Here is a 13,544-nt window from a genome sequence, read left to right on the forward strand (position 1 = left end):
TTTGGTATGGTGAGGAGATACCAAGCGATCCTCTCTGTCGCTTCCCCTGCTGGCTCCGCCAGATGCAGCATTTTCTGCGCCTTGAAAGCGAGTTATGACGCCATGATCACCATCACCCTCGATGGGGCTCAGTTGACGGTTGACCCGACCAGAACCCTGCTCCAGATAGCAAAACAGCACCAGATCGATATCCCCTCCCTGTGCAGTGACAACACCAGCGCTCCCAAAACGCCGTGCGATCTCTGCGTGGTCGAGATTGCCGGGCTCGGCATCCGGCGCGCCTGCGAGACGCGCCCCGAGGCAGGGATGGTGATCACGACCCAAAGCGATGTCCTGCACGAGCACCGCCAGCAGGAGCTCGGCCGCATCCTCGCAGATCACTACGCCGATTGCGAAGCCCCCTGCCAGCGCGCCTGTCCGGCCGGGGTGGACATTCAATCCTATCTGCATCACATCGCCATGGGGGAGCACGAGGCGGCGATGGCCGTCATCAAACAGACCCTGCCAATGCCTCTTTCCATCGGCCGGGTCTGCCCCGCATTCTGCGAGGCCGAGTGCCGCCGCGCGCTGGTGGATGAACCGCTGGCCATTCGCCACCTCAAGCGCCATGCCGCCGATCTCGATCTGGCCGAGATTGCCCCCTATCAACCAGCCAAGAAGCCCGCCAAGGGCAAGCGGGTGGCCATCATCGGCAGCGGCCCGGGCGGCCTCACCTGCGGTTATTATCTGGGTTACGAAGGGTTCGAGGTCGACCTGTTCGAGGCGATGCCCGAAGCAGGTGGCTGGCTGCGCTACGGCATCCCTGAATACCGGCTGCCCAAGGCGATCCTCAATCAGGAGATCGACCTGATGTGCCAAAGCGGCATGCGGATCCACACCAGGCAGCGACTGGGCCATCAGATCACCCTCTCGGCGCTGTGCCGCGACTATGATGCGGTCTGTCTGGCGGTTGGCGCTTCCAAGGCGGTGCCGATGGATTACCCGGGCAGCACCCTGGCCGGTTGCTATCTCGGGGTCGATTACCTCAAGGATCGGATGCTGGCCAAGCGGCTCACCACCGGCAAGAAAGTCGCGGTGATCGGCGGCGGTAATACCGCTATCGACTGCGCCCGCACAGCGGTACGCCTCGGCGCCGAAACCACCCTTATCTATCGCCGCACCCGCGCCGAGATGCCCGCCGAAGCGTACGAGATCGACGAGGCGGAGCACGAAGGGGTGCGCTTCATGATGCTGACCAATCCGGTGGAGAATCTGCCGGACAACCGTGGTCGCGTCTGTCAGGTGCGCCTCGAGAAGATGGCCCTCGGCGAGCCGGACGCCTCCGGTCGCCGCCGCCCGGAGCCAACCGGCGAGTACCTCATTGAAGAGTTTGATACCGTGATTGCGGCAGTGTCACAGCAGCCGGATCTCAGCTTTATGGAAGGGGAGCCCCTCACCCTCCCCTTCACCCGCTGGCAGACGCTGGAGTCCCACCCCGAGACCATGCACAGCGGCCACGGCAACCTGTTCGCCATCGGTGATCTGCGCCGCGGGCCCGCCACCGCCATCGAGGCGGTCGCCGATGGTCGCAAGGCCGCGCTGGCCATCGATCAGTTCCTCCACGGTGACATGATCGATCCGGTTCGTCCTTTCAACGCCTGCAAGGCTCCCAAACTCAAGCAGGTCGATCCCGCCCAGTTTGCCCATCTCAAGCAGGTCGCCCGTAGCATCATGCCTCATCTGGCAGATGCCGAGCGGGAGGGAAGCTTTGCCGAGGTGGAACGCGGTTTGAGTGATGCCGATGCCCGCAGCGAAGCCAGCCGCTGCCTCGAGTGCGGCTGTCAGGCCAACACCGATTGTGCACTGCGCGACTACGCCACCGAATACAAGGTCGAGCAGAGCGCTCTCGATACCAGCCAGTGCCAGAAGTTTGCAGTGGATAGCAGCAGCGAATTTATTGTGTTTGATGCCAACCGCTGCATCGGCTGCGGCCAGTGCGTGCAGACCTGTGGTGAGCAAGCGGTGCAGGGTGTGCTGCGCTTTGCCAAGAACAGCGATGGTACCCTCTCGAACCGGCCGCAGTTCGACACGGGACTCTCGATGGGCGACTCCCACTGCGTGCAGTGCGGCGCCTGCGTACAGGTCTGCCCCACCGGCGCCCTGGTGGATGCCCGCGACAAATCACAGGGGCGCACCGAACTGCTCACGCCGGTCAATACCATCTGCACCTACTGCGGGGTCGGCTGCGGCGTCACCCTCTATGTCGATGAGGCGCGCAACCGCATCCGCTATGTGGAGGGAAATCGCAACTCGCCGGTCAACCAGGGGCTGCTCTGCGTCAAGGGACGCTTCGGCTTTGACTTTATCCAGAGCGAGGAGCGCCTCACCACACCGCTTGTCCGCAAGGATGGCAAGCTGGTGCCCGCCAGCTGGCAGGAGGCCATCGCTCTGGTGGCCGAGCGCTTCACAGCCCTGCGCAAACGCTATGGCAGCGATGCACTGGCGGGTTTTTCGTCAGCCAAAACCACCAACGAAGAGAACTACCTGTTCCAGAAGTTCATGCGCCGGGAGCTGGGCACCAACAACGTGGATCACTGCGCGCGGCTCTGCCACGCCTCCACCGTCACCGGGCTGGAGGCGTCACTCGGCAGCGGCGCCATGACCAACGACATCCCGAGCATTGATCACTCGGATCTCATCTTCATCATCGGCTCCGACACCTCGGCGGCCCACCCCATCATCGGCTCCCATATCAAGCGGGCAGTCACCACGGGCAAGGCGCAGCTAGTGGTGGCCGATCCCAAGCGGATCGAGATGGCGGACCATGCCAGCCTCTATCTGGCTCACCGACCCGGCACCGACGTGATGCTGCTCAACGGCCTGATGCAGCAGATCATCCAGCACGACTGGCACGACAAGGCCTATATCGCCGCACGAGTAGAAGGGTTCGAAGCGCTGCAAGCGGAGGTGCTCTCCCCCGCCTATGCACCGGACAAGGTCGCCCTCGTCACCGGCGTACCGGCCGAGCAGGTGATCGAGCTCGCGCGCCTTATCGGCACCGCCGAACGCACCGCCATCTACTACTCGATGGGGATCACCCAGCACACTACCGGCCACGACAACGTGCGGGCCATCGCCAACCTGCAACTGCTGTGCGGCAACATCGGCATCGAAGGGGGTGGCATCAACCCGCTGCGGGGCCAATCCAACGTGCAGGGCGCCTGTGACATGGGGGCGCTGCCCAACTGCCTGCCCGGCTATCAGAAGGTGGCCAGCCCCGAGGTGCATGCCCGCTTCGTGGCAGCCTGGCAGCAGCCAGACTTGCCGCGCACGCCCGGCCTTACCCTCACCGAGACCATCGATGCCGCCTGCGCGGGCAGCATCAAGGGGCTCTATGTGATGGGTGAAAACCCGGTGCTGAGCGATCCGGATCAGCATCACGTCATCGAGGGGCTCAAGCAGCTGGAGTTTCTGGTGGTGCAGGATATCTTCCTCTCGGAAACTGCCCAGCTAGCCGATGTGGTGCTCCCCTCCTGCTCCTTTGCCGAGAAGAGCGGCCACTTCACCAATACCGAGCGGCGGGTACAGCGCATCTCCCCCGCCCTCAAGGCGCCGGGGGAAGCACGGGAGGATTGGTGGATCATCCAGCAGATTGCCAATGCAATGGGCGGCGACTGGCGCTATCAACACCCGCAGGAGATCACCGCCGAGATCTGCCAAGTCACCCCGCAATACGCCGGCATCCAGTGGGACAAGGTGGGAGCACAAGGGCTACAGTGGCCCTGCAACGACGCGGCGCCCGAAGGCACTCGCCTGCTCCACGGCAAGCAGTTCACCCGTGGCAAGGGGGAGATGGTCGCGACCCCGTTCCGCTATGCCGCCGAACTGCCCGATGAGACCTATCCCATAGTGCTCACCACCGGCCGCCTGCTGGAGCAGTTCCACACCGGCACCATGACCCGCAAGACCAAGGGGCTCGACAAGCTGGCTGGGCCACGGGTGATGATGAGCGTGGTGGATGCGCAGCGGTTGGGGATCAGCAACAGCGAGCGGGTGAAGGTCACCAGCCGCCGCGGCCATATCGAACTGCCCGCCTTCGTCACCAAGCGGATGCAACCGGGCGTGGTCTTTATCCCGTTCCACTTTGCCGAAGCCCCGGCCAACCGGCTCACCATCAATGCCACCGACCCCCACGCCAAAATCCCCGAGTTCAAGGTCGCAGCGGTGCGCATCGACAAGGTAAAGTGCCACCTGTCCTCAGCAGACAAACATGAGATGGAGACCATCTGACCGGAATAAACTACGCAATCAGCTGGATAAATCACAATAAAAAGAGCCACCCAAAGGGTGGCTCTCTACATAAATCAAGATCCATTTACACTCACATAACTAATTGTTCCTAGTGCATACTCCATAATCCAAATATGCCAAGGAACTACTTGGTGAGAGCATCGACGGTTGCACCACCACTCTTATCATCACTTCGATAGCTGTCAATATAGGTACTATTATCACGCTCAAGTGCAAAATGGTAAGTGCTTCCGCTTAACGACTCAAGATTAACAGTCACAGCATCACCTTTAACACTAATTCGTCCTTCCGGATCAACTTTAACATTAAAGTTAGCATCTGTGATTAATTCAACTTGTGTTAATGTTCTTGTTGGATCACTAAGGCTTAGTGTCAATGTATCAAAGTCTTTATTTAATATAATAGATACTGGAGATGATATTTTAAGACCTCCAACAGAAACCTCATCATTACCCCACAAATTGGCTAATATGTTTTCCCCATTGGTATCCTCTACAATATGTGCTTTATTATCTGAGCGAGTCACTCTAATATCTGGATTATTGGCATACTCATTTAACTCATGGCTATTGACTCCATTTAAAATAACATACTGGTAGCCAGACACATGCTCGTCCTGTGGAATAAATGACGCTAACGTATACCCATTGACCGCTTTTTTTGTTGTACCTATATCCGACCAATTAGCAGAGACGCGTTTTTTCTCCATTACAATGTCTGTCCCTTTCGGGAACCAATAACCTACATTAGCCCCATGAACATTCCCTTCAACAAGAAATGAAGTTACATTGTTATACTCTTCCTTTACATCAGGCGAAATAGAAACACCATTTACCTCTACTTTATTAGTTCCATTTGCATTTAATTTCCTACTGTCAATTATCGTTCCCATCTCGACATTCTCATTGCTGCGAATATCTGAGCCAACAGCTATAATTTTGTTATTAAGAACAAACCAAGACTTCAATGCACTGATACTATCATTATGATTATGGAAGTCAGCACCAATAGCAGCTAATGTTTTGTATGCAGCACCACCAACTCTCTGCATATTAACCTGCTTGTTTTTACCAACTCTCGATGCGACTTTATTATTATTTGTGCAATCACCCAACGATTCGGTTAAATCAATGGTAGTACCAGAAACCCGGTATGGGTTAATCAAAGGCCAATAGTCAGTATATTGCAGAAGATCTGCATTATATAGATAGGTCGCACCATCACCAGTAAACCAACCTTTTCTATTCTCATTATTCATACACTCAAAATTTCCGACTCTGGCAGAATGCAATGCCAAGGCAAAAGTATAACCGTTTCCTTGATAAACAAATCGGTCCATGTCTGGAAAATAAGATGCCTGAGGAGATTGAACTACAGGATGTATGCTTGTATCTTCAATTAATTTTTTTGCTTTATTATAAATAACGAAATCTTGCTGCCCTTGCAAAAAACCCTTTGTATTATCTGAAATGATTTGCCCTTTTATAAATTCTGATATTTTATTTCTATCATTTATGGTTGCTGCATCAATGAATCTAAACATAGATGCCAAAACTGCATGACCTTCTACATGATTTTGCCGCTCACCTCTGGCAATAGCTCGACCATTTTGCATATCCAGCATTTGTCCAGAATACATAAAAGGGAAAAAACTTTTATACAGAATATTATACACTCTTAATAGCTTTGGATCGTCTGCAGGCCATTTTGAATTAGCCATTAGATTCATCACCTTACCAACACCTTCAAGTAAAACATTACCATAAGTACCAGTGTATGGAATATCACCATGCTGGATAAAGGATCCATCATGATAAAATCCATCATCCGTTGTTACAGGATCCAGAACTTGAGGTAATACATTTAGTGCGTTTTTAATCTCGTCTTCTCTTTCCGAAATTATTCCACGCACAAGTACAATTTGTACCATATCAGTACGGTTGCCACCTGTAGCTTCACGATTAACAGGATTGCTGGAAGCGCTAGCCCCTTCACTAACACCATTCCGGTCTGGCAATGGCGAAAAATATCTACTGGCCTCTGTATAATTTTTAATTTGTTCAGATGTAAGATCAGGATAAATCAAGGTCAATATATCATTTGTCGTTTTTGGTATACCAATCTCCCAATCCCACCAGTTGCCATATTCCAACGCTCCAACTTTATAGTGTTCCTTAACCAAATAATCCAAGGAACTGATAATGCTTGATAGCAAAATACTATTTCCTTGTAATTCACCTGGGAAGTGATATGCCTTTGCCATAGTGAGCAATCTGAGCATTGATGCTCTAATATTCGGGCCAACAACCTTGCCACCATTAGCATAATCGAATGGAAGATCGCTCCAAAGCGAATTCCTAGTATCAGTTACAATCAAGGAATTGAGGTACTTTACTGCATCCTGATTAACTTTATTGATCATGCCAAGTTGATAGCTATCATACTCTTGACCTGACACACCAATAATGGCCTCAGTCCATTTATCAGCCAAAACCTTATAATCCGGTGCCAACTCATGAGCTGCGGTTAGATTACTCATAAAAAATGTAAGCAGTGCAATTTTTTTTATAGAACCCATCATCTTACTCCTTTCAATTAAAAATAAAGCTGAAGAAATTAACCACCAGCTTTATTTATGCATATTAATCACCTTACCATGTATATTTTATACCAATACGATAGCGAGTTTGCCGGTTATCTGAATAACGATCTTCTCTAAGATTGCCAACCTCAAAAAATGGTTTCCAATTTTTATCTATTGCATAACTAACTTTAATATTATGCTGAGTATCATACTCCTTCCCATTAAATTCTGGCATTGCACCACTCGCCATTTGCTTAAACAAATCGAGCTGATATTCAAAGTCAAAATCATTATATTTATAACCAACCCATGCATCAAATTCTTGTATTTTAGAACGATACCCATAATTTGTGACTGGATTTATCGTTTCATAATCCCAAAACTTCCATTTATAACGACCTTGAACTCTAAAACCATTATCGAAGCTATAATTCAACCTTACAAATGGAATATGAACAGCACCATTTGATGATACATCGAATGAAGAGCCAACCAAGCCCGTCAAATTTTTATTTAAAGCTTTATAATAAAATGCACATAACTCAGAGCCGTCAAGATATGTAGAATCAAAAACTTGGGATGGATTACTGTTACCATATCGAGCATCAAGCTCAAATCCTATATTTTTCCCCGTATCAACATAAACCTTAAACCTATCGTCATGTTTTTTCGAGCCATCAGCATAACCATGACGATATTCCACCGTTGTCTTATAATCATTTGCCCATGCCTGACTAATCGAAAGAGAAAGCAAAGCAATAGGTAAAAATTTGACATAGCCTTTCATTTAAATAACTCCTGTTTCCAATTATTATTTTTACAATATGTTATGAATATGTTTTCAATACGCCAACAGGCACCTCTGTTGGACGCCATGGATCACCAGTATGCTCTAACCATGGGATTAGTTCGTTTTCTGTTAATTGATTAATCAAATCCATGTTATTACTAGCAATATTATGCAATTGATAAGGATCGTTATGATTATCATGCAAAATATATGTCAACGACTTACCTATCTTCCGATCGATAACCATCGTATAGCGTTCAGTTCTAATTCCACGTCGGCCATATGATTGCGCACCATATGGCATGAAAGTATAAAACTGTGATGTCGGCACAACATCACCAGCTTCCCCCCTCAGGGTTTTAACATAATTATTCCCTTCTACCGTATCGGGTATTAATGCTTCAAAATCGAGTAACCCGAATATTGTTGGATATATGTCAGGAGCAGAAAAAAGTAAGTCATCTTGTTTTGGTTTTAGTTTCCCTGGCAACCTAAAAATCATTGGAATCCTCATCGATTCCTCATAATGAACATTTTTTGTCGGTTCACCATTTGAACCCATACAACTACCGTGATCTGAAAAAAATACAACTAATGTATCATTTTTCAACCCTAGGCTATCCAACTCATCCAATATTCTTCCGAATTGTTCATCAACACCATGAACCATAGCCATGTATTCTTTGAAATACTGGGGACCATATCCTTCTAGATACTCTTTATTCCATTGAACATTTGGCCTACTATTCAATTCTTTCGATGTCTTCCCATCAAACTTATCTAGATATTTTTTGGGTATCTCATCGTATGGGGAGTGGGGGGGATTCATTGATACTACAAGTGCAAATGGCTTATCTTTATCGCGATAAGACCCATTTTCATTACGGAGATATTTTATCGCAATATCGGCCTCATGTTCAGGACTCCACTGATTTACTTTTATCGGATTATCACGAGGAGTATTATTGGCCCAATACATAGGTGACATATGCTTATCATACGTACCATATGAATACCAAAAATCAAAACCATGTCGACGATCCGGTGCCGTCCAATCATTCCAATAACGTCCCTCCATTGGGTTATTATAACTTGGAATAAAAGGCGCACTGGGGGCATCGAGGTGCCATTTACCAATATACCCCATTGAGTAGCCTTGCTGGCTCAGAATATCTGACCAAGTCACCGAGCCTTTTTTCAATTCAATACCAAAGTCTTTTCCGCCAAACTGGCCAGGCATACCAGTATGGCTGTTACCTTGTATACCATTACGATATGGATATTGCCCCGTCATCAACATACCACGAAATGGGGTACAAAGCGGAAAATTGGATACAGCTTGCCGAAGAACAACACTCTCTTTCGCAAATCTATTTATATTAGGGGTATATGATGGGTCTTGCCCCATAAATCCAAGAGCATGAGCTCTCATCTCATCTGGAAATACAACTAATAGATTTGTTTTTCCATTGATACGCCCAGTGGATGCGCCTCCACTTAGTGATGTTTGACACCCTGAAATTGATGAAGTCATAGCGACCGCGCCGGTTGCCGCTAGTCCCTTCAGCAAATCACGCCGAGAGATGGACATGTTTCACTCCAGAAATGATAGAGAATTTCGATACCTTTGCTTTCAACTCTTGCCAACAGTTGAATGATAACAAAAAGAAAGAAAAGGCATAGTGCCCAAGATCACACAAACAAAATGAAAGCTCGAGTGTGTGCTTTTTATTTCAAAAAAAGACAGTGGCAGATCAGGTGAAGTGAAGTGAAGTGAAGTGAAGTGAAGTGAAGTGAAGTGAAGTGAAGTGAAGTGAAGTGAAGTGAAGTGAAGTGAAGTGAGAATAGATGTAAAAAATCATCCCCGAAGAGATGACTTTTACATTCCCAATAAACCATCAGCACCTTGCCAAAACTAACCATTATCCAATTCAGACAGCGGCCAATGTTCAAAATAGATATGTTGTGCTTGCCAATCTACCTTAGCTTGATTGTCACTTAATAAGTGATGGGCAACAGTAAATGCAAATTCAAAACTGACACCGAGGCCCTTGCCTGTGATGAACTGCCCATCCACAACAACTTTTTTATCAACATATGCACCATCAGAAAACTTCTTCTCCAATCCGCTGCCACAGGTATATTGATGATGTTGTAACAAGTTATGTGCAGCAAGAACCTTTGCACCTGAAGAACAAAGCGCACAAATTAATTTATTGTTAGCAATATGATTTGTAATGAACTTGTGAACATATAAAGAACCAAAAAGATTGTCGGTTCCTTTGGGGCCACCAGGCATCATAATGGCGTCATACAGAAAATCTACCCTTTCATCCAGAAGAGCATCAGCCTCAATTCTGGTACCGAAATATGTTGATATTTTTGTTATTGCCATGCATGAGAGTACATCTACTTTAATATCCAGCCTTCGCATTATATCGATAAATACGACCGCTTCAGCCTCTTCGAATCCATCAGCCAATAGCACCGCCACATGTTTAAAACCATTCATACGGAACCCTTAGAAATCAAACTGATAGTATTTTTCACATTAAGACCAATAGAGTCCCAATCATGACCATTAATAGCTGACGGAGTGGCAATCCAAGTACCACCGCAGGCTAATACTTGCGGCAATGCCAGATAGCTCAGCAAATTACTCAAGTTAATTCCTCCGGTAGGCATAAATCTAACTTGGGGATATGGTCCTGCCAGCGACTTCAGCATAGCTACACCACCAGAGGCTTCTGCGGGAAAGAATTTCAATAGTTGAAGTCCCAGCTCCAACCCCTGTTCTATTTGGCTAGGATTATTTACACCTGGAATAATCCCGATCTCTGCATCCTGACAGTATTTAACAATATTTGGATTCAATCCGGGACTGATCACAAAGTCAGCACCGGCACTAATAGCTTGATCCGCTTGCTCCCGTGTCAATACTGTTCCAGCGCAAAGAATAATATCAGGGATTGTTGCCTTTATTTGACGAATAGCTTCTGCTGCTGCTGGAGTGCGAAAGGTGATCTCGGCAGCAGGCAAACCATTTTCAACCAAAGTTGAACCCAACATGGCTGCATCCATGGCATTGTCGATCTGAATCACTGGGGCTACTTTTAATTTCCCCAACCGCTCTTGCCACCTGCTCATCATGATTTCAACTCCTTCGTTAACGTCTCAATATAGTGGCGGCCAATGATGGCGCCTCGATGCTGTATAACTTCTGCAGCGACCTTGTTACCCCATCGGCAACACTCCGCTACCGATAGCTTATGATGTCGAGCAGCCAAAAACCCCGCGTTAAACGAATCACCAGCAGCTGTCGTATCGATCACATTCTGGACCTGTTCACCTCGACTCAATCCACAGCCAACATTCAGTACGGACCACATAGCACCTTCTTTACCCAATTTGATAATAACTTGGCTAACACCAAGATGGTGCAAACGCTCAATAATCATCTCTGAACTCTGAGGTTCATCCAGCAGCAAACTTTCATCATCTGCAGTTACCAACGCAATATCACACAGTTGATATAACCGATTAATCCACATTGCCGCATGAGCATGATTATTCCAGAGACGAGGACGATAATTTGAGTCAAATACAATCGTGACACCAGCGGCTTTAAGTGACTGTAAAGCCAAAATCAATATCTCCTTATCCTCTTCAGGTAAAATAGCGATACTGATCCCAGAGAGGTAAAGCAACTCTAAACTATGTAGTTTATCCATACATGATGTAAATTTCTCATGCTGACAGAGAAAACGTGCTGCAGATTCATTACGCCAATAATGGAAACAACGCTCCCCCTGCTTATCTATCTCGATGGCATACAGGCCAGGAAGCCGCTTCTGATCTCGCAATATCATAGAGCAATCTATCTGCTCTTCTTTCCAACGTTCCAACATACCATTGCTGTAATGATCATGGCCCAGTACAGTAACATAACGAGGAAATAGATCTGGTAATAATCTAGAGAGATAAATAGCGGTATTCAGGGTATCGCCCCCAAACGCTTGCTGCTGAATGCCGAATGCAGGTCCGCTCAATTCAACCATGCACTCACCGAGAAGCGCGATACCATCAGGTTGTTTATCCATTTGAGTTATTCACCTTAATCGTAAGGTACATATGAGTCACCATTCACTATCAGTGAAAGAGTTGACGCATTCCCGCATACCCAGTTCATAAGTTTGCAACGAGCAAACACGTTCCATGTTGCAAGTATCTTACTGGCACTGGAACACATCATGCCCCAATAGTTTCGATTTAAACTACAATGGAAGAATAACGAAATGAAATGACAATCACAAAGATCTTGATCACATAAAATAAAAAAGAATCGTAAGTTACACTAGAAAAAATGAAACATTTTTGAGGTGTAACAGGTAACTCCCTTTCGAAGCAGATTGTTTTTCGGTCTTTCTGCCCTTCCTATGACCCATTCTTTACAACGATTCCACCAGCGTTGCTGCTCCAAACGTCGCGTCAAAGGACTCTGCTGCGCGGTATAATCAAAACGAAACAGCGCAACCACTTCATTTGTTTCCCTTACACCCTGCAGCTGGAGTCCAATAGCAGGTATCGCAAGAGTAAAATCACCTTGCTCGACCGGTAGTGGTAATGGTTTCGCCTCCCAGAGACCACTTCGATCCCCGCAATAGAGAGCCATATTCAAGGCCCGCAAAGACCAGAGGCTACTTGCTGGGCCACTGTAGTTATCTATTAACCTATCATCACACCCAAATACTCCTTGGGTTGGAAGGCCTGCTTCCAATGCCCCATTCGAAATAAAATAAGAAAGCGAAGAACTAAAAGCATGCTTCACTTCACCTGGTGGCAAGATGCCGTGATCTGCAGCTGCAATCAGAGGGGCTGCTGCAGCTAGTCGATAGCAAGCACTACGGCCAAAAAAGGGTAATCCCTGCGTAGTGAAAAAATAACGATAGGAAGCAACAAATTCAGCTAGAGTGCCACGAATAAACTCAGGGTCAAAATCAGGAAGGATTTGGTCTAGCCAATAAAATGAGTAATGAAAACCCCACGCATTATAATAGTCATAGTTACCTAATGCACCATCGCGAAACCACCCAGCGCCAACATGAAACTCTTTAATCCTTTCGTATTTATCATGGTCTACATGATCCACACCAGCTAACGATTTCAGGACAAACTGAACGGTCAGTGGAAATAAATGCCAATTATTATCAACAGTAATTAATGTATTTACCTGACTAAACCAAGCTACTATTCTAGCTTGTTCATCATGATTAAATCTTATCCAAACATGTTCCCTGCTCAACCATAGAGTCAATGCTAAATCCGCACTTTCACAGATACGTTGATCGCAGTCATGCATCACTCCCCAAAAGCCTGGGTGATTGGGGTCTGTTCCAGCAAGAAAAGCTGCATGAATGATATCTGCCGGCGATAACTGCCGACCATCAGCCAAGGCTAAATTGCTTTCATTTGGCCCCTTTGAATATAACCAGGCAGCCAAAGTAGGTAACAACCGACTAGCCCCCTCCATGGCATCAGTTCGAGCACTCTGCTGGCTTGGTCGTCCGGGATAATAAGCATGGGTATAATCCCAAACAGCATAATGATCAAACGCCTCAGCCACATATTTTACTAACTCATTACACTGATATTTTAATCCAGCCTGAGGTATCGAGAAAACCTTTGCTATATGATTATCATTGTGTGTATATGAACGTTTTTTGTGAAAAAATCTTAGTAAGTTTTCTTGAAAAAGATGAAAATACATGGCCCAGTCCGGATTTTCATACGGGACAATTGGTCGTTTAGTTATTTTAATGTCAGTCATTTAAACCTTCTCATATTCAAATAATTACATGGCTATCTAACAGATAAAATATT

Annotated in this window: 8 protein-coding genes; 1 reads left to right on the forward strand and 7 read right to left on the reverse strand. The window is 47.3% G+C overall.

Going from position 1 to position 13,544, the window contains the following annotated elements:
- Positions 1 to 102: 102 nt before the first annotated feature.
- Complete coding sequence (gene fdhF / locus I6L44_RS10370) at positions 103 to 4,269, forward strand: formate dehydrogenase subunit alpha (RefSeq protein ID WP_216951754.1); 4,167 nt, start codon at positions 103 to 105, stop codon at positions 4,267 to 4,269.
- Between the two features lie 145 nt (positions 4,270 to 4,414).
- Here the strand turns inward: fdhF and I6L44_RS10375 are convergent, their stop codons facing one another.
- The 7 genes from I6L44_RS10375 to I6L44_RS10405 form a co-directional block, all read right to left on the reverse strand.
- Positions 4,415 to 6,871, reverse strand: a complete 2,457-nt coding sequence (locus I6L44_RS10375) for a polysaccharide lyase 8 family protein (RefSeq protein ID WP_216951755.1) — start codon at positions 6,869 to 6,871, stop codon at positions 4,415 to 4,417.
- Between the two features lie 70 nt (positions 6,872 to 6,941).
- The gene (locus tag I6L44_RS10380) at positions 6,942 to 7,661 is read right to left on the reverse strand and encodes an oligogalacturonate-specific porin KdgM family protein (RefSeq protein ID WP_101150273.1); all 720 of its coding nucleotides are present in this window, start codon (positions 7,659 to 7,661) and stop codon (positions 6,942 to 6,944) included.
- 40 nt (positions 7,662 to 7,701) lie between these two features.
- Positions 7,702 to 9,255 carry a sulfatase-like hydrolase/transferase gene (locus I6L44_RS10385; protein ID WP_216954427.1) on the reverse strand — a complete coding sequence of 518 codons (1,554 nt, stop codon included), beginning with the start codon at positions 9,253 to 9,255 and terminating at the stop codon, positions 7,702 to 7,704.
- Between the two features lie 324 nt (positions 9,256 to 9,579).
- Positions 9,580 to 10,176, reverse strand: coding sequence for a DJ-1/PfpI family protein (locus I6L44_RS10390; protein WP_216951756.1), 597 nt, complete (start codon positions 10,174 to 10,176; stop codon positions 9,580 to 9,582).
- The gene (locus I6L44_RS10395; RefSeq protein WP_254204212.1) at positions 10,173 to 10,814 is read right to left on the reverse strand and encodes a bifunctional 4-hydroxy-2-oxoglutarate aldolase/2-dehydro-3-deoxy-phosphogluconate aldolase; all 642 of its coding nucleotides are present in this window, start codon (positions 10,812 to 10,814) and stop codon (positions 10,173 to 10,175) included. The genes I6L44_RS10390 and I6L44_RS10395 overlap by 4 nt, the downstream gene beginning before the upstream one ends.
- The gene (locus I6L44_RS10400; RefSeq protein ID WP_216951757.1) at positions 10,811 to 11,764 is read right to left on the reverse strand and encodes a sugar kinase; all 954 of its coding nucleotides are present in this window, start codon (positions 11,762 to 11,764) and stop codon (positions 10,811 to 10,813) included. Before I6L44_RS10400 ends, I6L44_RS10395 begins: the two co-directional genes overlap by 4 nt.
- A 254-nt stretch (positions 11,765 to 12,018) precedes the next feature.
- Positions 12,019 to 13,491: a DUF2264 domain-containing protein gene (locus I6L44_RS10405; RefSeq protein WP_216951758.1), complete on the reverse strand. Its 1,473-nt coding sequence runs from the start codon at positions 13,489 to 13,491 to the stop codon at positions 12,019 to 12,021.
- Between the last annotated feature and the right edge of the window lie 53 nt (positions 13,492 to 13,544).

Origin of the sequence: Aeromonas sp. FDAARGOS 1414 (assembly GCF_019047065.1) — a bacterium.
GTDB classification, from domain to species: Bacteria; Pseudomonadota; Gammaproteobacteria; order Enterobacterales; family Aeromonadaceae; genus Aeromonas; species Aeromonas veronii_A.

Bases quoted from the DNA above. Each gene is read 5' to 3' on its own strand.
- I6L44_RS10405 (WP_216951758.1), bottom strand. From the start codon at position 13,491: ATGACTGACATTAAAATAACTAAACGACCAATTGTCCCGTATGAAAAT.
- I6L44_RS10390 (WP_216951756.1), bottom strand. From the start codon at position 10,176: ATGAATGGTTTTAAACATGTGGCGGTGCTATTGGCTGATGGATTCGAA.
- I6L44_RS10375 (WP_216951755.1), bottom strand. From the start codon at position 6,871: ATGATGGGTTCTATAAAAAAAATTGCACTGCTTACATTTTTTATGAGT.
- I6L44_RS10395 (WP_254204212.1), bottom strand. From the start codon at position 10,814: ATGATGAGCAGGTGGCAAGAGCGGTTGGGGAAATTAAAAGTAGCCCCA.
- I6L44_RS10385 (WP_216954427.1), bottom strand. From the start codon at position 9,255: ATGTCCATCTCTCGGCGTGATTTGCTGAAGGGACTAGCGGCAACCGGC.
- fdhF (WP_216951754.1), top strand. From the start codon at position 103: ATGATCACCATCACCCTCGATGGGGCTCAGTTGACGGTTGACCCGACC.
- I6L44_RS10400 (WP_216951757.1), bottom strand. From the start codon at position 11,764: ATGGATAAACAACCTGATGGTATCGCGCTTCTCGGTGAGTGCATGGTT.
- I6L44_RS10380 (WP_101150273.1), bottom strand. From the start codon at position 7,661: ATGAAAGGCTATGTCAAATTTTTACCTATTGCTTTGCTTTCTCTTTCG.